23 protein-coding genes (1 of these 23 only partly in view) are annotated in these 22,756 nt (G+C 48.7%); 12 read left to right on the top strand and 11 right to left on the bottom strand.

What is annotated here, in order from left to right; all coding sequences use genetic code 11:
* Positions 1–528 carry the 3' portion of a DUF3794 domain-containing protein gene (locus SPSPH_RS20480; RefSeq protein ID WP_075758245.1) on the top strand. The gene continues 111 nt to the left of window position 1, outside the view, so only the last 528 of its 639 coding nucleotides appear in the window; the start codon falls outside the window, past its left edge; its stop codon occupies positions 526–528.
* Between the two features lie 205 nt (positions 529–733).
* Here SPSPH_RS20480 and SPSPH_RS20475 read toward each other — a convergent pair whose 3' ends face one another.
* The 3 genes from SPSPH_RS20475 to SPSPH_RS20465 are packed head-to-tail and all read right to left on the bottom strand — an operon-like array spanning position 734 to position 2,493.
* Positions 734–1,255, bottom strand: a complete 522-nt coding sequence (locus SPSPH_RS20475) for a DUF3794 domain-containing protein (RefSeq protein WP_075758246.1) — start codon at positions 1,253–1,255, stop codon at positions 734–736.
* 20 nt (positions 1,256–1,275) lie between these two features.
* Complete coding sequence (locus SPSPH_RS20470; protein WP_075758247.1) at positions 1,276–1,908, bottom strand: DUF3794 domain-containing protein; 633 nt, start codon at positions 1,906–1,908, stop codon at positions 1,276–1,278.
* A gap of 45 nt (positions 1,909–1,953) precedes the next feature.
* Positions 1,954–2,493, bottom strand: a complete 540-nt coding sequence (locus tag SPSPH_RS20465; RefSeq protein WP_075758248.1) for a DUF3794 domain-containing protein — start codon at positions 2,491–2,493, stop codon at positions 1,954–1,956.
* Between the two features lie 320 nt (positions 2,494–2,813).
* On the opposite strand from SPSPH_RS20465, the gene SPSPH_RS20460 reads away from it, so the two are divergent.
* Complete coding sequence (locus tag SPSPH_RS20460) at positions 2,814–3,242, top strand: DUF3794 domain-containing protein (RefSeq protein WP_075758249.1); 429 nt, start codon at positions 2,814–2,816, stop codon at positions 3,240–3,242.
* Between the two features lie 208 nt (positions 3,243–3,450).
* Here SPSPH_RS20460 and SPSPH_RS20455 read toward each other — a convergent pair whose 3' ends face one another.
* The 6 genes from SPSPH_RS20455 to SPSPH_RS20430 form a co-directional block, all read right to left on the bottom strand.
* Positions 3,451–3,906, bottom strand: coding sequence for an exosporium glycoprotein BclB-related protein (locus SPSPH_RS20455; RefSeq protein WP_338738142.1), 456 nt, complete (start codon positions 3,904–3,906; stop codon positions 3,451–3,453).
* Positions 3,907–3,944: 38 nt separating this feature from the next.
* On the bottom strand, positions 3,945–4,889 hold the full coding sequence (locus SPSPH_RS20450) for a hypothetical protein (protein WP_269147965.1): 945 nt from the start codon (positions 4,887–4,889) through the stop codon (positions 3,945–3,947).
* Positions 4,890–4,928: 39 nt separating this feature from the next.
* Complete coding sequence (locus SPSPH_RS20445) at positions 4,929–5,123, bottom strand: hypothetical protein (RefSeq protein ID WP_233139227.1); 195 nt, start codon at positions 5,121–5,123, stop codon at positions 4,929–4,931.
* Positions 5,124–5,338: 215 nt separating this feature from the next.
* The gene (locus SPSPH_RS20440; RefSeq protein WP_075758251.1) at positions 5,339–6,442 is read right to left on the bottom strand and encodes a tetratricopeptide repeat-containing glycosyltransferase family 2 protein; all 1,104 of its coding nucleotides are present in this window, start codon (positions 6,440–6,442) and stop codon (positions 5,339–5,341) included.
* A gap of 185 nt (positions 6,443–6,627) precedes the next feature.
* The gene (locus tag SPSPH_RS20435) at positions 6,628–6,999 is read right to left on the bottom strand and encodes a hypothetical protein (RefSeq protein ID WP_075758252.1); all 372 of its coding nucleotides are present in this window, start codon (positions 6,997–6,999) and stop codon (positions 6,628–6,630) included.
* Positions 7,000–7,043: 44 nt separating this feature from the next.
* Positions 7,044–9,638 (bottom strand): hypothetical protein, encoded by a 2,595-nt coding sequence (locus SPSPH_RS20430; RefSeq protein ID WP_219930490.1) that lies wholly within the window; start codon positions 9,636–9,638, stop codon positions 7,044–7,046.
* A gap of 20 nt (positions 9,639–9,658) precedes the next feature.
* Between SPSPH_RS20430 and SPSPH_RS20425 the strand changes: the two genes are divergently transcribed.
* On the top strand, positions 9,659–9,901 hold the full coding sequence (locus tag SPSPH_RS20425) for a hypothetical protein (protein ID WP_146196583.1): 243 nt from the start codon (positions 9,659–9,661) through the stop codon (positions 9,899–9,901).
* A gap of 240 nt (positions 9,902–10,141) precedes the next feature.
* Here SPSPH_RS20425 and SPSPH_RS20420 read toward each other — a convergent pair whose 3' ends face one another.
* Together SPSPH_RS20420 and SPSPH_RS20415 are read right to left on the bottom strand one after the other, a co-directional pair.
* On the bottom strand, positions 10,142–10,366 hold the full coding sequence (locus SPSPH_RS20420) for a hypothetical protein (protein WP_198931054.1): 225 nt from the start codon (positions 10,364–10,366) through the stop codon (positions 10,142–10,144).
* Between the two features lie 179 nt (positions 10,367–10,545).
* On the bottom strand, positions 10,546–11,076 hold the full coding sequence (locus tag SPSPH_RS20415) for a hypothetical protein (protein ID WP_219930491.1): 531 nt from the start codon (positions 11,074–11,076) through the stop codon (positions 10,546–10,548).
* Between the two features lie 803 nt (positions 11,077–11,879).
* On the opposite strand from SPSPH_RS20415, the gene SPSPH_RS20410 reads away from it, so the two are divergent.
* From SPSPH_RS20410 to SPSPH_RS20370, 9 genes are all read left to right on the top strand, one after another.
* Positions 11,880–14,123: a glycosyltransferase gene (locus tag SPSPH_RS20410; RefSeq protein WP_075758031.1), complete on the top strand. Its 2,244-nt coding sequence runs from the start codon at positions 11,880–11,882 to the stop codon at positions 14,121–14,123.
* 110 nt (positions 14,124–14,233) lie between these two features.
* Entirely contained in the window at positions 14,234–15,598 is a 1,365-nt protein-coding gene (locus SPSPH_RS20405; RefSeq protein WP_075758032.1) for a bifunctional glycosyltransferase family 2 protein/class I SAM-dependent methyltransferase, read from the top strand.
* A gap of 26 nt (positions 15,599–15,624) precedes the next feature.
* Positions 15,625–16,662: a dTDP-glucose 4,6-dehydratase gene (gene rfbB, locus SPSPH_RS20400; RefSeq protein WP_075758033.1), complete on the top strand. Its 1,038-nt coding sequence runs from the start codon at positions 15,625–15,627 to the stop codon at positions 16,660–16,662.
* A gap of 22 nt (positions 16,663–16,684) precedes the next feature.
* Positions 16,685–17,578, top strand: coding sequence for a glucose-1-phosphate thymidylyltransferase RfbA (gene rfbA / locus SPSPH_RS20395; RefSeq protein WP_075758034.1), 894 nt, complete (start codon positions 16,685–16,687; stop codon positions 17,576–17,578).
* Positions 17,565–18,119 carry a dTDP-4-dehydrorhamnose 3,5-epimerase gene (gene rfbC / locus SPSPH_RS20390; RefSeq protein WP_075758035.1) on the top strand — a complete coding sequence of 185 codons (555 nt, stop codon included), beginning with the start codon at positions 17,565–17,567 and terminating at the stop codon, positions 18,117–18,119. Before rfbA ends, rfbC begins: the two co-directional genes overlap by 14 nt.
* A 12-nt stretch (positions 18,120–18,131) precedes the next feature.
* Positions 18,132–18,989 carry a dTDP-4-dehydrorhamnose reductase gene (gene rfbD / locus SPSPH_RS20385; RefSeq protein WP_075758036.1) on the top strand — a complete coding sequence of 286 codons (858 nt, stop codon included), beginning with the start codon at positions 18,132–18,134 and terminating at the stop codon, positions 18,987–18,989.
* 727 nt (positions 18,990–19,716) lie between these two features.
* Positions 19,717–20,730: an FAD:protein FMN transferase gene (locus tag SPSPH_RS20380; protein WP_075758037.1), complete on the top strand. Its 1,014-nt coding sequence runs from the start codon at positions 19,717–19,719 to the stop codon at positions 20,728–20,730.
* 98 nt (positions 20,731–20,828) lie between these two features.
* The gene (locus tag SPSPH_RS20375; RefSeq protein WP_083945742.1) at positions 20,829–21,485 is read left to right on the top strand and encodes an NUDIX hydrolase; all 657 of its coding nucleotides are present in this window, start codon (positions 20,829–20,831) and stop codon (positions 21,483–21,485) included.
* Positions 21,482–22,747, top strand: coding sequence for an ATP-binding protein (locus SPSPH_RS20370; protein ID WP_075758038.1), 1,266 nt, complete (start codon positions 21,482–21,484; stop codon positions 22,745–22,747). Before SPSPH_RS20375 ends, SPSPH_RS20370 begins: the two co-directional genes overlap by 4 nt.
* The last annotated feature ends 9 nt before the right edge of the window (positions 22,748–22,756 follow it).

The following is a 22,756-nucleotide window of genomic DNA, read 5'->3' as shown; positions in this document are numbered from 1 at the left end:
ACGGTAACTATGCATAAAAAAGTTATTTTTTCAGGACATATACTTGTTTGTGTGGAATATGTGGCGTGTGTTCCAGACGGTACGCAGCCTGTTCATTTTGTATCTTTTTCCATACCTTTCGGCGGTTTAATTTGTCATCGCTTTTTATGTGAGAAGCTGAAAGCCTGTTTAAAAGCAAAATTCTTGTTTCATGAATGTCACCTGATCGATCCCAGAACTATAAAGAAAGTAATAGCGTTAAAGGTTTGTCTGCGTAAGCTTTTCCGTGTGAGAAAATGTTTACCGGTACCATGTTGTGAACCCGGCCATACTGTTGCCTGCAAGCCGGATAAACCGCTTTGGCCGGTCATTCCACAAGCTTGCTGCACCCAATCGCCGTATAAAAGCGGTCAGGACGAATCTCAGCTTCCGGTCTCAGAACAAAAAGTTTACCATAATGCACAGGATAACGACTATAGCCAATACGGCGATGTTCACTTGCCATTGGTAATCCGGCCGCTTGACAGCGGGATAGAAAGTACAGAGTAATGGCTGGCAACCATGTGCCAATTATATAATTTTACGGGTAGTCTGTTATGAGATGGCTAACTGTAAATGTAAAATATAAAAACGGATAACGCTCAGGCGTATCCGTTTTTTCTGCCTTTGGAACAACATCCGCAATTCTGGGGGAAATCCATGGCACCGGCTTAGGCGTATCGTCCGCTGCATAATAAAAATAACCTCTATGTCTTTAAACAGGAATGGCTTGTAAAAATAAGGTCACATTTTTAAATATTTCCCTGCAGTTAAAGGGTATTGCAAAAACGTCTTCCACACAGGTTTCTACGCAAAACTGTTGATCAAGGCAGGTGTCGCACGCTAAAATGATAAACGCTGAAAACGGGACTTCAAAATGTGCGAAATGAACAGGTTGGTCACACAAGGCTGCTGTATAAACCAGCTTTTGTTTCAGTAATCCTTCTACGACCAGCTTTCTCCCTGTCAGCCGAAGACCCTCGCGGTTTACGATAGGAGAACCACACTCTCCGGCCGGTGTTTTTACAACCCGTATTGATTTTAGCTGTACATCAACAAATACTTTATCAACGGTTGCTACATCTGGTTTGGCACAAGGCAGTTGAAGGATTTCGGGTATGGAAATTTGCGTCCATTGACCAAGATCACATTTATTCAGGCCGATAGCGACTTGGGCGGGATCGCATACACCTACTACTTCAACAGCATGCTGCCCAATGCATTGACATGTTTTCATAGCTGAATTTCCTCCTCATTCTATATGATGCAAATCTCTGGACAGACAATAGGCAATGCCCTGATAACCAAGGTTACATTCTTAAATATTTTTCTTGCCGTAATATTTGTGATGAAAATATCTTCAATGCAGGCCTCAACTTTAAATTTTTTTGACAGGTGGTCTTCCGGAGCAAGAATAATAAACGCCGAGAATGGTACATCGAAATGTACGGAATGAACACTTTGTTCTTCCACAGCAGCCGCATATACAATTTTTTGCTGCAAAACTCCTTCGATAATCAGCTTTTTGCCAGTCAAATCCGTACATTCTTCATTGGTGAGAGTCATACACTTGTCTCCGGGGGTGCGCACTACCCGTTGTGAAATAATGTCCACAATTGCGGTAATGCTGATTAATTGTTCAATATCAGGTTTTTGGCAGGGAATACACAAAACCTCCGGTACAAGTAGCTGTGTCCATCGCCGGATGTTACCACAATCAAGAAAGCATTCCAGTTTTTCTCTGGGGCATATTCCGTTAATGATTACCAGTTCATCGACCTTTTCGCATTCGCAGGGTAAGGGTCTGTCAAAGTTTCCGTTAACACTGCATTCTACATTACCCAGCGTTGCTTTGCATTCTTTCAGGCAGTTAGTATCGCAATTATTCATGGCCTTTCCTCCTTGTGAAATAGAGTATCTGACTAACCTTTATTTTTAGACGCAACCGGTTATAGTCGGTACAGCCTGCAGAAATAAGAGGATATTTTTAAAGATCTGACGCTTATTGATTTCCTGGATAAATACATCTTCCACGCAGGCCTTGACATGATAATTGACAAATAAGGAGTCTATGCTTTTTTCACAGCAGGTGATTTCATTTAGTATTCTTATTTTTTTCGGGATGACAATATAGGCGGAGAATGGTACTACGAAGTGGACCGAGTGTACCGGCTGGCTGGAGAAATCTGCGGTATAGGTGATTGACTGGCAAAGCTCTCCCCCGATAATGAGCTTGCGTCCGGTTAGTAACTTTCCTTCAAAGTTGGGAGTCTGCTCTGTACTGGGGGTTACAATGACTTTGGTTTTAATGATTTTAACCGCGACGTTGGCAGAGAGGATTTGTTCAATATCCGGCTTTTCCCGGGGGAGAACCAAATTCTCCGGAATTGATAATTCGGTCCAGCTATCGTTATCATGCAACGTAAGCCTGCAAACATCACAGATTCCGGCAATATTGATTAACGTATTATTCATTTCCATTCCTCCTTGTAGTCTAAGTCTTGCTCAAGCAGTCAGGGCATTTAGCTTGATAAAGCTTTCCTTTCTAAAATAGTATATGTTTCAACTTCAGCAGTGGTTCCGGATAATGGTGACATAATGTGAAAACTATCGCTAAAAGATGAGAGACTACAAGTACTCGGAATGTTTTATTAGAGACATAATTATTTGATTTAACAGAACTTCATTTATTAGAATGAGCCTGCCTTGGCGCCGGGCGAGTAACACAATTTGTTTGAAATCATAAACTATTAGTAAATGTGATTATACATTAATTGAGTAAGGAGGAATCAGCTATGAGCCGGCGTTATCATAGAAAAAGTAGGCAGTTTATGATAGGCGACACGCTAACCATTCCACAGGATAAGCCTGATATTGAATTTTTGCTGCGCATGACAGCAGTACCAACAATTGATAAAGCCACAGGTGCCGATAAAAAAGTAATTTTTTCCGGGCATGTACTCGTAACCATTGAGTATGTGGCCTGCGTGCCGGATGGAACTCAACCTATCCATTTTGTTTCCTTTGAACAGCCTTTTACCGGCGCAATCAGTCACCGTTCTGCCCGGCCGGACAGGAGTATCCATTTGAAAGGATTGATGGAGGTTCAGGAGCTTCAGCTTGTCGGTCCGCGACAGGTAAAAACTTCATTGCAGTTAAAGGTGTGTTCAGTAAAGCTGGTGCGGTGCCGCAGTCCTTTGCCCACCCATGCCGGTGAAGCTTAGATAGGTCTGTGCGTGTCGATAGTGTAAAATGCTTACCACCTACATACTGTAGGCTAACTGAGCATATGTAACCGTAATTGACCAAACTGCATACACTATCATCTTCTTTCAGGATGAAAGGGTCCTTGTTCATATGAACGAGGACCCTTTTTACAGGTTGGTTTACCGATTATGAGATAAATCTTGTACAAACAGTCTATTTGCGAAACTATTCAATAGTAACACCTGCACTGGCATAGCCTGCGACGGTGTTGATAAGGCTAAGTCCGTCCGCTGTTGCAGAGAACACCAGCAATAGACGAGTTTGGGCAGTTACCGGTATTGCCAAGCCGGTAAGAATTCCATTACTGGTATCTCCAATGGCAACTACGCCAGTGAGAGGTGGTGCTAATGTTACAGTAGTACCGGGGACTAGTGTAAAGTCATTATCAGGTGTAGGTGAACTAAATAACTCTGCTGTAATCGTTATTGTGGTGCCTACTAACGCTAAGGCTGCAGTAGTACTAAAGAAAGCGGCAATTGAAGTAATTGTACCATCACGGGGAGCGGAAAATGCCATATTTGTGATAGCTGAAAGGTCAATTACTCCGCCAACAATGCTAACACCGGGAGTTGAAGCGCCAAACCCCACAAGACTTGTAGTACCAATTAATCCTCCGGCGATAGTAGTCAGTGAGACTGGAAGACCTGATGCAAACGGGATTATTGCTCCGCCGACTCCGGTAGCGCCAGTAGCCCCAGTATCGCCAGTGGCTCCGGTAGCCCCGGTAGCACCAGTGGCCCCAGTATCGCCAGTGGCGCCGGTAGCCCCAGTAGCGCCGGTAGCCCCAATATCGCCAGTGGCGCCGGTAGCCCCGGTAGCTCCAATATCGCCAGTGGCTCCGGTAGCCCCGGTATCGCCAGTAGCCCCAGTATCGCCAGTGGCTCCGGTAGCCCCAGTAGCGCCGGTAGCTCCAATATCGCCAGTGGCTCCAGTAGCCCCAGTAGCGCCGGTAGCCCCAATATCGCCAGTGACTCCGGTCGCCCCAGTAGCTCCCGTAGCGCCCGTAGCACCGATAGCACCGGCTTCACCAGTGGCTCCAGTGGCCCCGGTGGCTCCGGTAGCGCCGGTAGCACCTGTAGCGCCCGTAGCGCCAGTAGTTCCAGGGTCGCCAGTAGCACCAGTAGCGCCAGTAGCACCTGCTGCGCCGGTAGCGCCGGTAGCGCCAGTAGCGCCGGTAGCGCCAGTAGCGCCGGTAGCGCCAGTAGCGCCGGTAGCGCCAGTAGCGCCGGTAGCGCCAGTAGCACCAGTAGCACCAGTAGCGCCAGTAGCACCAATAGCACCTGCTGCGCCGGTAGCGCCAGTAGCGCCAGTAGCGCCGGTAGCGCCAGTAGCACCCGTAGCGCCAGTAGCGCCGGTAGCGCCAATAGCACCTGCTGCGCCGGTAGCGCCGGTAGCGCCGGTAGCGCCAGTAGCGCCAGTAGCGCCAGTAGCACCTGCTGCACCAGTAGCACCAGTAGCGCCAGTAGCGCCAGTAGCGCCAGTAGCACCAGTAGCACCGATAGCGCCAGTAGCACCAGTAGCACCGATAGCGCCAGTAGCACCAGTAGCACCGATAGCGCCAGTAGCACCAGTAGGTCCAGTAGCCCCGGTAGCGCCAGTAGCACCGATAGCACCCGCTGCGCCGGTAGCGCCAGTGGCTCCAGTTACGCCGGCAGGTCCGGTAGGTCCGGTAGGTCCAGTAGGTCCAGTAGGTCCAGTAGGTCCGGTAGGTCCGGTAGGCTCGGTAGGCCCAGTAGGTCCGGTAGGCCCAGTAGGCCCAGTAGGTCCGGTAGGTCCACAAGGCAAACAAGGCCCGCAAGGCCCACAAGACCCGCATTTTTTGGTTTTGTGGTCGTCACACGGGTCATCGTAATGCCAGTGGCCGTGGCGTGTACTATCAGGCGAGTTTGTGTTGCTATTTTTTGACTTTTTCATAATTTCTCTCCTCCTTGATAATAACTAGGTGAGTTACATAATATACTATGAAAAATTACACATAAAGGTAACTCTTAATTTTCATTTAAAATTAAGATAATAATCCCTTTATCTCCAATATTCTCAAGAACTCCTTGTTTCAAATTTTTAGCAGGTTTTTTAAATAAGTTCGGTTTTGGTGAATCCGGGGATCTTCCGGAATAAAGGTGCCTGCTATTTCGTTGTGCTCAAAAGCAAACTGGTATTGACCAGTGCGGGAGTAACATACACAAAGCTGCAAATGAGGCAGCCAGGTCTGACATTTAAAATTAACCATTCCCCATGAGTCGGCAGGCTTTTCGGCCTGAGTTGCCAGCTTATACCAGAAGATTGCCTGTTTTAACTGGTTGTTAATGAGATGATAGTAACCCAGCCGGCAGCAAAATTCAGCTCTGGGAACATCGTACTGGAACGACTGATATATATATTTAAGCTGATTCTCAATATCATTAAGATTGTAAAAGCAGTCGGCTAATTTGCTGCAGGCACTGATATTATCTTCAACCCAGCCTTGTTTTGTTTCCAGGAATTTCTGATAATATTCAATAGCCCGGTCAAACAGCCTGTGATCCAGTAATTCATTGGCAAAGTAATATAAATCCCGTGGAGAAAATTTCTCTCCTTTTTGCAATCTGAGTTCGTAGATCTTAAGATTACGGTCAGCATCGTGGCTTAGTGGCTGGTGGGTTACGGCTATCTCAGAATTGAAGCTTCTGTCATATACCTCGAGATATTCATGAACAGCACCAACCCAGCGAAAGTTTCGCTCGCGTTTGACAAGACGGTTTCGCCGGCGTTGAAAAGCAACTTTTCCATATTGATCAAAACCCAGATTATAAAGCATACTGACAACAGTAATTTCGCGACTAAGCGTTGTTTTTAAATTCAAAAAAAGTTCCCGGTCTGCCGCCAAAAAAACATCGTCAGCGTCCAACCATAAGATGTATTCCTGAGTAGCCTGGCTGAAGGCATAATTGCGGGCTGCCGCAAAATCATGGATCCACTCAAAATCATAGATTTTATCGGTGAATTTACTGACGATTTCTTTTGTTTTATCGGTTGAGCCTGTATCTACAATTATGATTTCATCGGCAATACCTTCTGCTGAAAGTAGGCAACGCTCAATGGTTGCTTCTTCGTTTTTAACAATCATGCATAGGCTGATGGTAATTGGCAGTTGCGCATTTTTATCAGATTCAGTCATAGCCTTACCCCCTGAACTCTATATACATAATAGTATATTCAATGAAGTTTGTACTTGTGAAAAGAGCAGGGAATAGGGCATGCTGTTTTAAAGACTGTGGTATTAATTAAATCTCCTATTCTTGCTATAAATACAGAGGATTGCTATAGGCAATCCTCTGATATTAGCGGATACCAACTTATATTTTAAGCGACCCGTTCAACGGATAAGACTGCACCTGAACCCGCAGCGGGAAAAGTGAAATCACCTGCTACACTAGAGCTCATTTGAACCGACAATTGGTTTCCTGCAGTAAGAACATAATAGTCAATCAGACTAAAGGTAATGGGCTCTCCGCCAAGCACCTCCATTGACTGTGACGTAACTGTTTGTGGAACGCCATCAATGCCAAAGCTAATGGTAACGGTTCCAGCATCACTAAAGGCGCCAAGAGCACTGATATCAATACGATAGGTTCCATCTTCCGTGATCGTAATGTTATTCGCTGTTGTAAAATCAAGACCATCCGAGGCAGTACTCTGATTGGGCATCGGCACTTCAACGGCTGTAGCCGTCAATGCAAGAGTTCCTACTGATGAGGTCAAAGCCCCAAAAGCACTGATTATACCTCCAGTATCACCAGTAGGTCCGGTGTCACCAGTAGGCCCGGTATCACCGGTAGGTCCAGTGTCACCGGTAGGTCCAGTATCGCCGGTAGGTCCTGTATCACCAGTAGGCCCGGTGTCACCAGTAGGTCCGGTGTCACCAGTAGGCCCAGTATCACCAGTAGGTCCGGTGTCACCAGTAGGTCCGGTGTCACCAGTAGGTCCGGTATCACCGGTAGGTCCAGTGTCACCAGTAGGCCCGGTGTCACCAGTAGGTCCGGTGTCACCAGTAGGCCCAGTATCACCAGTAGGCCCAGTGTCACCAGTAGGTCCGGTGTCACCAGTAGGTCCGGTATCACCGGTAGGTCCAGTGTCACCGGTAGGTCCAGTATCGCCGGTAGGTCCAGTATCGCCGGTAGGTCCAGTATCGCCGGTAGGCCCAGTATCACCAGTAGGCCCAGTGTCACCAGTAGGACCAGTGTCGCCAGTAGGACCAGTGTCGCCAGTAGGCCCTGTATCACCAGTAGGACCAGTATCACCGGTAGGTCCAGTATCGCCAGTAGGACCAGTGTCGCCAGTAGGACCAGTGTCGCCAGTAGGACCTGTATCACCGGTTGGCCCAGTGTCACCAGTAGGACCAGTATCACCGGTAGGTCCAGTATCACCAGTAGGACCAGTATCACCGGTAGGTCCAGTATCACCAGTAGGCCCGGTGTCACCAGTAGGTCCGGTGTCACCAGTAGGCCCAGTGTCGCCAGTAGGACCTGTATCACCGGTTGGCCCAGTGTCACCAGTAGGACCAGTATCACCGGTAGGTCCAGTATCACCAGTAGGACCAGTATCACCGGTAGGTCCAGTATCGCCAGTAGGACCAGTGTCGCCAGTAGGACCTGTATCACCGGTTGGCCCAGTGTCACCAGTAGGACCAGTATCACCGGTAGGTCCGGTATCACCAGTAGGTCCTGTATCACCGGTAGGACCAGTATCGCCAGTAGGACCAGTAGGTCCAGTATCACCGGTAGCCCCAGTATCACCGGTAGGTCCGGTATCACCGGTAGGACCAGTATCACCAGTAGGTCCGGTATCGCCGGTAGCCCCAGTATCACCGGTAGGTCCGGTGTCACCGGTAGGTCCAGTATCGCCAGTAGGCCCTGTATCTCCCGTAGGCCCTGTGTCGCCAGTAGGCCCTGTGTCGCCAGTAGGACCAGTATCACCGGTAGGTCCAGTATCACCGGTAGCCCCGGTATCACCAGTAGCCCCAGTGTCGCCAGTAGGCCCGGTATCACCGGTAGGTCCGGTATCACCGGTAGGTCCGGTATCGCCGGTAGGTCCGGTATCACCGGTAGGTCCAGTATCGCCAGTTGGACCAGTATCTCCCGTAGAACCAGTATCGCCGGTAGGTCCGGTATCGCCGGTAGGTCCAGTGTCGCCGGTAGGTCCAGTATCGCCAGCAGGTCCAGTGTCACCGGTAGGTCCTGTATCACCAGTAGCCCCAGTGTCGCCAGTAGGCCCAGTATTACCGGTAGGCCCAGTGTCACCAGTAGCCCCGGTATCACCAGTAGGCCCAGTATCACCAGTAGGCCCAGTATCACCGGTAGGTCCGGTGTCACCGGTAGGTCCAGTATCGCCAGTAGGTCCGGTATCACCGGTAGGTCCAGTATCGCCAGTTGGACCAGTATCTCCCGTAGAACCAGTATCACCGGTAGGTCCGGTATCGCCGGTAGGTCCGGTATCGCCAGTAGGTCCTGTATCACCAGTAGCCCCAGTGTCGCCAGTAGGCCCAGTATCACCGGTAGGTCCGGTATCACCGGTAGGTCCGGTATCGCCGGTAGGTCCGGTATCACCGGTAGGTCCAGTGTCACCAGTAGGTCCGGTATCTCCCGTAGGTCCAGTGTCACCGGTAGGTCCGGTATCACCAGTAGCCCCAGTGTCGCCAGTAGGCCCAGTATCACCGGTAGGCCCAGTATCACCAGTAGGCCCAGTATCACCAGTAGGCCCAGTATCACCAGTTGGTCCGCCAGAGGGTCCAGTGTCGCCGGTAGGTCCTGTATTGCCGGTAGGTCCAGTATCACCAGTAGGCCCTGTGTCGCCAGTAGGTCCAGTATCACCAGTAGGTCCAGTATCACCAGTAGGTCCGGTATCACCAGTAGGTCCGGTATCGCCGGTAGGTCCAGTATCGCCGGTAGGTCCGGTGTCACCGGTAGGTCCAGTATCGCCGGTAGCCCCTGTGTCACCAGTAGGTCCAGTATCGCCGGTAGGTCCAGTGTCGCCAGTAGGTCCGGTGTCACCGGTAGGTCCAGTATCGCCGGTAGCCCCAGTGTCACCAGTAGGTCCGGTATCACCGGTAGGTCCAGTGTCGCCAGTAGGTCCGGTGTCACCGGTAGGTCCAGTATCGCCGGTAGGTCCAGTATCGCCGGTAGCCCCAGTGTCGCCAGTAGGTCCGGTATCGCCGGTAGGTCCGGTATCACCGGTAGGTCCAGTATCGCCGGTAGCCCCTGTGTCACCGGTAGGTCCGGTATCACCGGTAGGTCCAGTGTTGCCGGTAGGTCCTGTATCGCCGGTAGGTCCAGTATCACCGGTAGGTCCAGTATCGCCAGTAGGTCCAGTGTCACCGGTAGGACCTGTATCGCCAGTGATACCGTTTAATTCTTCTGGAACCTCAGTTATTGCTAAAAATGCTTTAGTAGGAACCAACGAAGAATATGCTACCTCGTTTGCTGATTGGCTTACTAAGCTGACAGTGACTGGGGCTGCTGCTTCAATAAGTGCAAACCCAACGACTTCCCCTGTTTTTATTGGTGAATTTGCTGGAATTACAACACTGTCTGAGGTTACAATGGCAAAAACCATACCCGGTGATCCTAGCGATGATTGAGTTGCTACCCACCAGTTGATCAGATATCTTCCTGCTTTGGATATGGTTATTACTCCTGAAACCGGATTATAACTTACAGGTCCAAAAGTACTCACTATATTATCAAATATTACATTAGCGTTTGGGACGACTGTTCCGGCTGCTAGTTTTTCAAGTTGAAGACCGACTGTATCCAAAATATATCTCCTCCCTGCTTTATGTCATGGAAAATGTGAAGTAAACTTCCATGTGTTTTATTATTTAAAATGTTACATGAATGATGGTTAAATCGGCTTTAATTGGAGTTGCGCCAAAACCTACTGTGTTGTCAGTGGCATTTATAAGCTGCATATCAACTGGGGCTACTACAGAAATTAATGCACTTCCGCCTAGATTTTCTGTTACGATGGAACTGGAAGCTCCTATATTATCGCCTGCAGAAGTTGTGATGGAGAATCGTAGAAATAAATCAGTTCCGCCAATCATACCGTCTGCTGCTACCCACCAATTAATATAAAATACTCCTGATTGTGTGATGGTTAGTGTGCCAAGCCCGTTATAAGAAATGAAGGGGGATTCATTGGCGATGATTGTGTCAAATAGGATAGGCGCACCGGCGGCAATGGTTGTTGTATCCGGATCTTGTAATTGAAGCTGAAGGCCTCTTAATTGGACAGCAGCCCCAGTGTCACCGGTGGCTCCGGTAGGCCCAGTAGCTCCGGTGGCGCCAGTAGGTCCAGTGTCGCCGGTAGCACCAGTAGCACCAGTAGCACCAGTAGCACCGGTAGCACCGGTAGCTCCAGTAACACCGGTAGCGCCAGTAACACCGGTAGCGCCAGTAGCACCGGTAGCGCCAGTAACACCGGTAGCGCCAGTAGCACCGGTAGCGCCAGTAGCACCGGTAGCGCCAGTAACACCGGTAGCGCCAGTAACACCGGTAGCGCCAGTAGCACCGGTAGCGCCAGTAACACCGGTAGCGCCAGTAGCACCGGTAGCTCCAGTAACACCGGTAGCGCCAGTAACACCGGTAGCGCCAGTAGCACCGGTAGGCCCAGTAGCACCGGTAGCCCCAGTAGCGCCAGTAGCACCGGTAGCACCGGTAGCACCAGTAGCACCAGTAGCACCAGTAGCACCAGTAGCACCAGTAGCACCAGTAGCACCGGTAGCACCGGTAGCGCCGGTAGCGCCGGTAGCACCAGTAGTCCCGCCGGTAGGCCCGGTAGGCCCAGTAGGTCCGGTAGGTCCAGTAGGTCCAGTAGGTCCAGTAGGTCCAGTAGGTCCAGTAGGTCCGGGACATATTATTGGTGGGCATTTAGGTTTGCAGGGAGGACAAGTGGGGTACTCTATAGGTTTATAATGATAGTGACAATGGCGGGACGGATGCTGTTCGGTATATTGTTCTTGCTGTGTACTTCTGTTTTCATCATCTGAGTGGACAGATGGGTTAGCGGCAGGGGGGGAGTAGTTATCACGGGACGGATGCTTTTTGATATATTCTTGTGATTCTCCGAGCAGTTTTTCTTTAATGTCGTCTGGTCGACTCATAATATTCTCCTTCCTTATGGGAATGACAGGCATTACATAATATCTTATGAGAAGTTATGTATAAAGGTTACTTTTGCGGCAGATTAGTGGACCTTTTTTATGCTGTATTACAGTAATTTGCTGATGAAACCGTAACAAAGCCGAAGGACTGACCCGTAAGTTGGGTCAGTCCTTCTTTGTCCTAACAGAAAGTATAACTTTCTTAAGAACAGGATAAGGGCAACATCGGCTTCCACTGTCGCCAAAGGCTCAGTGCAAGCCGTGTTTTCTTATCGATTGGCAAAAAGAAACCACAAATAGTGATGATTTTGTTTGCATTTTAAAGACTGGAAGCATATAAGTAAAAAGACACCAAAAGTCTGATTTTAGTGGCGTCTTGGTTATCAGAGCTCGTACGGTATCGGGGTGCAGCGAAACAGTATGCCGAACCAATAGTTCAGAGGAGGGCAATGGTGTGAGCCGCTCGAAGGATCAAGGTCTGACCAGTATCGTTATCTTAACGTATAATAAGCTTGATTATAATATGTTATGTATTGAAAGCATCAGGCAATATACGGAGCCGGATGCTTATGAAATCATTGTTGTAGACAATAATTCAGCCGATGGCACGGTGGAGTGGCTAAAGAGCCAGCAGGATATCCAATTAATTTTAAATAGTGAGAATGTCGGTTTTCCTGCAGGTTGCAATCAGGGAATTAAGGCAGCCAGGGGTGACAGCATACTTTTATTAAATAATGATACTGTCGTAACGCCCCGGTGGTTAGACAATCTTAAGCAGTGTTTGTTTAGTGCTGAGGATATTGGCGCAGTCGGGGCCGTTACGAACTCCTGCTCAAATTTCCAAAGCATTCCTTGCGAATATTCCAGTATTGAGGAAATGATACGTTTTGCCGATTATATGAACAATTCTGATCCTAAGCTTTGGGAGGAAAGAACACGGCTTGTTGGCTACTGTATGCTAATCAAAGCAGAAGTAATTGCTAAAATCGGTTTATTAGATGAAGCTTTTTCACCCGGCAATTATGAAGACGATGATTATAGTGTACGGATCAGAAAGGCAGGTTACCGGTTACTGCTTTGCCGGGATACCTTTATTCATCATTTTGGCAGTGTTTCCTTTGGTGAGGACAATACTTGCTTCAACAATCTGCTGGCAAGCAACCGGCAAAAGTTTACAGCTAAATGGGGCAAGGAGCCGCACTGCATTGCGCCATATGAGCCGACCCGGGACTTAGGTTTAAGAAAATGGATTGGCTATCAGCATGAAGTTGGCTATTATCAACAGCTGATGAAAAATAATGAACGTAATTTTTGGCTTTTAGCAGAGCAAGCAGAGTTCGCATTACTGTCAGGAAACGGAGAAAAAGCTATGCTGCTGGCCAAACAGGCAGCCGATGGTGCTCATCATTCTCATCCTGGCTTTTTTGCTTCCGCTAAGCTGGAGGGTGTACTGGGGAAACTTGCGCAAAAACTCCATAGTCAGGCAGCTAATCCGGCTATTGCCATACCCAAACCAGACCCGCAAAAAAGAAATATTTTACATGTGTTAAGCCAGGGATATTTCGGCGGCGGACATACGGCAACACTCGCGCGCTGGATAGATATGGATACCGAATCTGTTCATTCCTTACTAGTTACCCTACACAGCACAACCAATCCTCCCGGTCTGGCAAAGTCGGCGCTTGCCTCCGGCGGTTGGTATAATACGCTGGATACGCAGAATCTGACTCTAAGCCAAAGAGCAAGGCTGCTGCATGCTGTGGCTAATATGTGGGCCGATATAGTTGTGTTGCATATTCATCCTCATGATCCGGTCCCCACGGTGGCCTTTGGTATTGCTGGCGGTCCGCCGGTGGTGTTTGTCAATCATGCCGATCATGCGTTCAGCCTGGGGATGACTGTGGCTGATCTTGTTGCAGAGCATAGGGCCGGCGGACAATTCATAACGCAAAAGCGGCGAAGTGCTGCTGCATCTTATGTTTTGCCGGTGCCGTTAGGGCCGTCGCCGGAATTGCAAGCCAGAGAAACAGCCAAGGCGGCTCTGGGCATCGAACCGGATAAGATCGTGCTTTTAACAATTGCGCCACCTTATAAACTGCTGCCTTGCGGTGAATATAACTTTGCTAAGCTGCTTGGAGAAATCGTTAATCGACAGCAACAGGTTGAAATTTTGGTTGTAGGCCCGCCTGAGGCGGGAGAATGGGCACGGCTTAAGAGTGAAAGTAATGGACGAATCAGGACTTTTGCCGGGCAACAGGACTTGGTCCGGTTTTATAGTGCGGCCGATGTCTATGTAGACTCGCTGCCCCTCGGGTCAGCCGACGAAGCGCTGGCAGCGGCAGTACTGGGGATTCCGGTTGTCGGATTAGCGGTTGATATTGCCGCACATTTCTGTGAGGACATAGCACCGGATATTGTAAAAACCCATTTTCACAGTAGGGGAGAGCTGCTGGCTGTTATAGACAGACTGGTGCTTGATGAAGCTTACCGCGCCGCTCAGGGGGCTGTTAGCACCAGGATACACAAGCAGCATTTCACGGAGTGGACCGGGCATTTGCGGCAGCTATACTCGCTTCTGCCTGACAGGCATGAACCGGGCGGGATACGGAGTATCCGGCAGCAGCCTGCAGACGGCAGTGATGTTGTCTGGACGTATTTTCAGAATGTATCGGGATTAAACCGTTCAAGGTTTGGTTAGCAATATCTTCAAGGTCAGGGCTTCCATTTTTCTGTGGGTACGGCATAGTATGTTAGTAGCTTACTATACCGAAGCGATAAATTTTTCGAGTAATCAGTAAGGGGACGTTTATGAAAACAAGTATTGTGATTCTGACTCATAATCAACAGGAATATTTGCAGCGGTGTATTGAAAGTATCCGCAATTATACCGAATCAGGCCAATATGAGATTATTGTCGTAGATAATAATTCCGATGATGGTACTGTGCAGTGGTTAAAGACCCAGCAGGAGGTAACAACAATATATAATGACCAGAATGTTGGCTTGCCGGCAGGCTATAATCAAGCAATCAGGCTGGCTGACGGCGATACTGTCCTGCTGCTGAAACAGGATGCTGTTGTTACCCAGGGGTGGCTTTGCAATTTGCTTGCCTGCCTTTACAGCCATGAAAAAATCGGTGCAGTGGCGCCGGTCACCAACATTGCACCCTATTATCAGGCCGTATGGGGCGGTTATAACAATATGGAAGAAATGCAGGTATATGCAAAAAGCCATAATCAATCCGCCCCCGGCAAATGGGAAGAAAGGGTAAAGCTGGCCGGGTATTGTATGCTGATTAAAAAGGAAGTAATCGACAAGGTTGGTTTATTCGACGAGGCCTTTACTCCCGGAGGTATGGAAGATGATGATTATTCGTTTCGAATACGATTAGCAGGCTATACACTTTTTCTGTGCAAAGATACTTTTATCCATAATTCCGGCCAGGTGTTGTCTCACGCCGACAATCGCAGTAAATTCGCTGCCAAATGGGGATTTGACTCCATATATTCGACATATATCAGGAATGAAATCGTTAATTTAATCGATAAACCCAAAGACCAGCCGATAAAGGTGTTAGAGGTAGGCTGTGCCTGCGGCGGTACACTGCTGCAAATAAAGAATATTTATGCTAAAGCCGAACTGGCTGGTATAGAGTTTAATGAACAGGCCGCCGCCAGTGCCGGTTTGTTTGCCGATGTGATAGCTGCAGATATTGAGAAGGCAACACTGCCTTACCCTAAAGGATATTTTGATTATATTATTTTTGCCGATGTTCTGGAGCATTTGGTAGATCCCTGGCAGGCACTGAAAAATGTAGAACCATATTTGCAAGCCGGTGGCCGGATTTTGGCCAGCATCCCCAATGTTATGCATGTTAGTGTAATTCAGAGTTTGCTGCAAGGCCAATGGCGATATGTGGATGCCGGTATTTTAGATAAAACACATATGCGTTTTTTCACTCTGAGCGAGATTGACAGGATGTTTACAAGCACAGGTTATCAATTGGCCGGATATCACCAAACCTATATTCACGAGAGCGAAACCGATAAACATTTTATCCAGGCATTAACCGCTCTGATGGGAAATCCTCAGTTGGCGGCTCAGTATCGGACTTATCAGTACATTGTTACAGCAGCCAAAGCAAACGGCGGAGGCGCTCTGCCGGCTGGATAATTTTATTTACCCGGGAGTGATAGTACGTGCGGACATTGCTTATTACAGGCGGGGCCGGTTTTATCGGCAGTAATTTAGTTCATTATGTTATGGCTAATACCAATTTAAACATTGTTAACCTTGATAAGCTAACCTATGCAGGCAATCTAACCAATATAAAAGCTATACTCCACCATCCCCGGCACAGCTTTATTAAAGGCTCCATCCAGGACCGGCCGCTGATCAAACAAATACTTGCCCAATACCAGCCGGACGGAGTTGTCCATCTGGCGGCAGAATCCCATGTAGACCGGTCAATTGACGGCCCCGGAGAGTTTATCCAGACCAACATTGTAGGCACATTTGAGCTATTGGAGGGGGTGCGTGCTTATTGGTCGCAGCAGGATTCGGCCAAGCAGGCTGCATTTCGCTTTGTACACATATCCACCGATGAAGTATATGGCTCGCTGGGACCGGCCGGCTGCTTTACCGAAACAAGCCGGTATGCGCCCAACTCACCGTATTCGGCCTCCAAGGCTGCCGCCGATCATCTGGTGCGGGCTTATTTTCATACCTACGGCTTGCCGGTGCTGATTACCAACTGTTCGAATAATTACGGGCCATATCAATTTCCGGAAAAGCTCATTCCGCTGATGATATTTACTGCACTGGGCGGCGAGCCGCTGCCTGTATATGGTGATGGCAGCAATATCCGGGATTGGCTGTTTGTGACAGATCATTGCAGCGCCATTTTGAAAGTGCTGGCACAGGGCCGTCCCGGAGAAGTCTATAATGTTGGCGGCAATAATGAAAAAACCAATTTGCAGGTGGTTGAAGCCATTTGCGACTTGCTGGATACAATGCGGCCCCGCCAAAATGGCGGCAGTTACCGGGAACTCATTACTTTTGTCCACGACCGTCCGGGCCACGACCGCCGCTATGCTATTGACGCTTCGAAACTGAAAGCTCAGCTTGGCTGGACTCCACGGGAATCCTTTGCGACCGGTCTGGGCAAGACGGTTGCCTGGTACCTGGCTAACCCGGACTGGTGTGAAGGCGTTAGAACCGGCAGTTACCAGAGCTAATTAACGGTTAGGGGTGTGGAGTATGATTAAAAAAGGGATTATCCTGGCCGGCGGTTCAGGGACACGGCTGTATCCGCTGACCAAAGTAATCAGCAAGCAGCTTATGCCGATATATGATAAACCCATGGTTTATTACCCGCTGACAACGCTGATGCTGGCAGGGATAAGAGATATCCAGGTTATTTCGACACCGCAGGACTTGCCTTTATATCAAGAACTTCTCAAGGATGGAAGCCAATGGGGAATAAGCATCTGTTATGCGGCACAGCCGCGGCCGGAAGGAATCGCCCAGGCGTTTCTTATCGGCCGTAATTTCATAGGGGACCAAGGCTGCGCCCTGGTATTGGGGGACAACATCTTTTATGGTGACGGCCTGGCAGTTAAACTCCAGCAGGCGGCGGCTAGGAGCAGCGGGGCGACTGTTTTTGGGTATTGGGTCAGTAACCCGCAGCAGTATGGCGTAGTCGAGTTTGATAAGAACGGAAATGCCATCAGTATTGAAGAAAAGCCCAGGCAGCCTAAATCAAATTATGCAGTAACAGGCCTGTATTTTTATGATACTCAAGTTGTTGATATGGCAAAATGCCTCAGGCCAAGCGCCAGGGGAGAGCTGGAGATTACCGATATAAACAGGCTGTACCTTAGCCAAGGGCTGCTTGGTGTTGAACGTTTGGGGCGAGGGTATGCGTGGCTGGATACCGGAACGCATACCACTCTGCTCCAGGCGGCAAACTTCATCGAAACCATTGAGCAAAGACAAGGGTTGAAAATTGCATGCCCCGAGGAGGTTGCTTTCCGGATGGGCTTTATTTCTGTTCAGCATTTAATAACCATTGCCAATGCCTACCGCAACAACGGCTATGGCAAGTATTTGCTGACACTTGCGCAGGGGGAGGCGGCTGATGAAGTGTTATAGCACGGTTTTACCTGAGGTAAAAATTATTGAACCGGCAGTCTATGAGGACAGCCGGGGCTTTTTCCTGGAAACCTGGAACTTTGCTCAGTATGTACAAGCGGGAATTACCGCAAATTTTGTGCAGGATAATCTCTCATTATCTTCAAAAGGAGTTTTGCGGGGACTTCATTATCAGCAGCCAAATCCACAAGGGAAACTGGTATATGTGCTGCAGGGCGAAGTATTTGATGTTGCTGTGGATATCCGGTACGGTTCACCGACTTTCGGCCAATGGGTCGGGGTACTGTTATCGGCGCTTAACCGCCGGCAATTGTATATCCCCGAAGGTTTTGCCCATGGATTTTGCGCTGTAAGTGACACTGTATTATTTGCCTATAAGTGTACTGCGTTTTATTCACCTGCAAGTGAAAAAGGAGTATGCTGGAATGATCCGGGATTAAATATTACCTGGCCGGTTTCTGAACCAATACTGTCAGACAAGGATAAACAGTACCGGTGTCTTAGTGAGATCGCAAGGGAAGATCTTATTAAATATGAGTAGACAGGTGGCAATATGAAAATCATTGTTACCGGCGGCGCCGGCCAGCTTGGGCGGGCGTTTGCCGCGTTAGCCGGCTCGTTTGCCGGTCAGCTGGTTATACTGGAATCGCACGCACTGGATGTTACCAACTTAGCTCAGGTTCATAGCATTTTTCATCAAGTCAGACCGGATGCGGTAATTCATGCTGCAGCCTATACTGCAGTTGACGCTGCAGAGGCCGCCCCGGAGGAAGCATTCCGGGTAAATGTTATTGGCACCCGCAATATTGCCGCTGCCTGCCTGCAGTATGACAGCAAGTTGGTATATCTCAGTTCCGATTATGTTTTTGATGGCCGGCAAAGCCGGCCTTATACTGAGTTTGACTGCCCTAATCCTCTAAATGTTTATGGCAGGAGCAAGCTGGAGGGTGAATTCATTGCTGCGCGAATCTGCCCTCGGCTTTTTATTGTAAGAACCTCGTGGCTGTATGGTGATGGGCATAATTTTGTCCGAACCATACTGAAGCTGGCCCGCGAGCGGGAATATCTGACTGTTGTCAATGACCAGACAGGAACACCTACCTATGCCGCCGATTTGGCACAAGGCATTATGGCGCTTATTGAAACCGACGGATTCGGCACATATCATCTGTCAAACGGCGGTTATTGTACCTGGTATGATTTTGCGCAGGAAATTCTAAGGCTTGCCGGTCTGCCAACAGTGGTGCAGCCGGTGAGCACAGGCACTTTTGCCGCAGCCGCTTTGCGGCCCCGCTATTCCGTGTTACGCAACTATATGCTGGAGCTTAGCGGCGGCGATTATTTTCGCTGTTGGCAGGAGGCCCTTGCCGATTATATAGCTAAAATGCCTCTTGGTATTTCTGAGCGATAATCCTGTGCAAAAGCATTTTCGGATAAGATTGCCAGTGGCTAAATGAACGGCTGCCGCATAGTATACATTGATTAATCCCCAAATTGACAGCTATGTGGAAGGAGGAAGTTTATATGGGCTTTGGTTTTGATGGTTGTGGTGGCGGAGGCCGTGGTAACTCATGGGTTGTGATCATTATAATCATAATACTGCTGCTCTGCTGCTGTGGCGACAACGATAGTTGTAGCTGTTAACTCCATATTCATGAATCTGCTACTTACAAATAAGCCGGCGCCTTTTTGGTGCCGGCTTATTTTGTCCTGTATAGCGAGTCAATACTCCTGTCTCTATAGGCAGTGCTCATTTGGATAAAATAGACTTTATAGCTGAATTCTCAAGGTTTACGCTATTCTGAAACAAGTGCATGAAACATGTCTGTGTCGTACATAAAGACAAATGTATTTATCGGCTCAAAAATTCAGATTGATTTTTGTATACACTGATGTTATAATAAATTCAGAATAAAGTATACATAGCCGATCGGTGGCAGAATGAATGTATCATTCGGGGTCTGTCGCCGGTTGTGTCAAGTATACACGATAAAAAGACCCCGTCTTGGATTGGCGGGAACTTATTGCCAATCCAAGCTGGGGTCTTTTTATATCTGACAGTTTGCAGGTTTTTGTCTAATGGGGGCAGAATAGTAGGAAAGTGACTGCAAAAGACTGGGCTGGAGGCTATTATAATTATGAATAAGGTAAGTCGTTTACTAACAGGTGTATTGTTAATTTCTCTGCTTATTTTTAGTGCAGGCTGTTCCACCGGGAGTCTGTTTGCTCCCAAGCCGTATAAGGAAACACAGTTTCTCATGGATACCATTATTGAGATAACCGCATATGGTCCGGACAGCGAGGCAGGGACCAAAGCGGCATTTGCTGAATTTAAGCGGATTAATGAATTGACAAACAGGTTTGATGAAACCAGTCAGGTGTCAAAGATTAATCAGGCAGCAGGTAAGGAAAAGGTACAGGTGGACCCGGATGTGATTGCCATGCTGAAGCTGGCCCGCAGCCGTTCCGAGCAGCTTGACGGTGCGTTTGACGTAACCATTGGCGCTTTAACAGAATTATGGGGTATCGGCCACAAAGGGGATTTTGTGCCAAGTGATGCTGAGATTCAGGCCCGGTTGCCGCTGGTCAACTTCCGGTTGCTGGAGATTGATGATCAGGCCAATACGGTATTTTTGCCTAAAGCGGGTATGCGGATTGATTTAGGAGCGGTAGGCAAAGGGTATGCTAACCGGAAGGCCGTTGAAGCGCTAAAAGCCCATGGGGTAAAGTCGGCGTTGGTAAACGCCGGGGGCGATGTCCGGATTATTGGCAAGCGGCCGGACGGTCAGCCGTGGCGTCTTGGTGTGCAAGACCCTCGCGACTCGGAGGGCATTGCCGCTAAACTGTCCTTAAGTGACTGGGATGTGCTGGAAACGTCCGGCGATTACCAACGCTTTTTTATCAAAGACGGTGTGCGGTACTCGCATATCCTCGACCCGCGTACCGGCTATCAGCCGCAGGAAGTTGCCAGTATTACGATTGTAGCTAACTCGGAGAACCATGTGGATATACTAAGTACAGCCATGCTGGTGCTGGGAGTTGAGAAAGGACGGGAACTGCTCAGGCAATATCCGGGGACAGAAGCCATTTTTATAACAACTGACGGAAAAAAGGTAATTACTTCAGGTTTAGAGGGAAAGATAGAACTTTAGTACTTTAGGATGCCGATTGCAGGACGAATATTGCGCTTGCTATAATGATGATATTGGATATAACAAAGATTTCCCCTAAGTTAAGAGGTGAGACTGCTATGAATAGCGATACAATAAGAAAGGCGCTGGTTAGTGTCCTGCACGGTCAGGCAGGCAAATTTGCCAATGCGGAAGATTATTTACAATCGGCGGTTACGGTGCCGCTAATTGACGTCGACGGCGAACCGTCTGTGTTATTTGAAGTGCGTTCAGGCAAGCTCAACCGTCAACCTGGAGAAATTTGCTTTCCCGGCGGCCGGATTGAAGCCCATGATACCAATCCGCTGCAGGCGGCTTTGCGCGAGACGGTGGAGGAGCTTGGCATAAAAAGGGAGACGATTCAGGTCTTGGGTACGCTGGATTTTCTGGTTAGCCCTATTGGTGTTCTGATATATCCTTATGCTGTGCATATATCAGCGGCTTTGCCGCTTGCTCCCAACGCTGACGAAGTAGCGGAAGTCTTTACTGTACCGCTGGATTTCCTGTTTGCCGCTAAGCCGCGGATAGCCTCTATGGAAATGGCAACCAAACCGTTGGCAGGTTTTCCCTTTGATCTCCTGCCGCCGGATTACCCCCAGGGATACCGCCGGCGGGCAAAATACCCGTTGCTTTTCTATCAATACAAGCATTATGTCATTTGGGGATTAACTGCAAGGGTACTGGCCAATTTTATTGAGGTTTGCCGGCAGGGACTGGGCGGGGATTATTCAGTATGATACTCCATGTTATTTTGCTGGTCAGCATGACCGGTTTGATCTTTACCCATCCCTTTGATGGTCATTTCCGGTTTACCCTGGGTGTGGTTGTGCTGGCCACACTGCTCTTGTATTTTAGAAGGCTGCCGATTATCAGTATCGCAGTCTCGGCCGGCGGGGTTATGCTCTTATTTCGTATTCTGATTAAATATCCGTTTCTTGAGGAGTCGCTGCTGAGTGCTTTTTGGCACAATGTGCCGGCTTTTAGCTATTATTTGGCTTATGGACTGCTGTTTAGCGTTTTCAAGGTACGTGATTATCGAGGCAATATTCCGGCACTTATCCTGCTGCTCAGTATCTGCGATATTGCCAGCAACTGTGTGGAGCTCATGATTCGCCAGGAACCGGGCGGGCGCAGTCTGGAAACTATTTTGACCAGTCTGGTGGCAGTCGGTATCGCGCGTTCCATTTTAATTGTGATTGGGTATTATTTGATGAAACGTTATCGCGATTTTGTGCTGGCCGAAGCTCATGCCGCCCGTTATGCCGAATTAATTTTTATTATTGCCAAGCTTAAGGCAGAACTGTTTTACCTAAAGAAATCCTCTGCCGATATTGAATTGGTCATGGAAAAAGGCTATACCCTGTATCAAACCCTCAATGCAGCGCAACCGGGCGAACTGGTCCGGCCCGAATCACCCTCCGCCCGGGCGCTGGCCATTGCCCGCGACATTCATGAAGTCAAGAAAGACTATTACCGGGTGGCCAGAGGGATCGAGGAAATCTTAGATGTGGCCGTAAGGAAAGAGGGGCTGCCACTGTCTGAATTTTTTCAGATTATCGAACAAAATACCAGGCGGTATATCAATAGTTTGGACAAACCTGTCTCCATTTCGTTTATCTATTATGGAGAAGTGGTTACCGATAAATATTATGCCGTTGTTTCCATCCTGAACAACCTGATCATCAATGCTGTCGAAGCAGTCGAACCGGCAGGCATTATCACGGTGACGGCAAGGTACAGCGGCGGCAAACTGCACCTTGCCGTTGCAGACAACGGTCCGGGCATTAGCCCGGAAGATGTAGAGGTGGTTTTTGCACCAGGATATTCTACTAAATTTTCGGAAGTTACCGGTCAGATGTCAACAGGACTGGGACTAAGCCATGTAAAGAATTTGACGGAATCGCTGGGGGGGGAAGTTACGTTAACTTCCAAACCGGGAAAGACTGTCTTTACTGTATCATTGCCATTGACCAACCTGGAGGTAAGCGAGGCGGACTAACCAGGCCAA

The organism is Sporomusa sphaeroides DSM 2875 (genome assembly GCF_001941975.2).
GTDB lineage: Bacteria > Bacillota > Negativicutes > Sporomusales > Sporomusaceae > Sporomusa > Sporomusa sphaeroides.
Note: the sequence above shows the minus strand (reverse complement) of the source record. Positions and strands in the feature narration are given on the sequence as shown.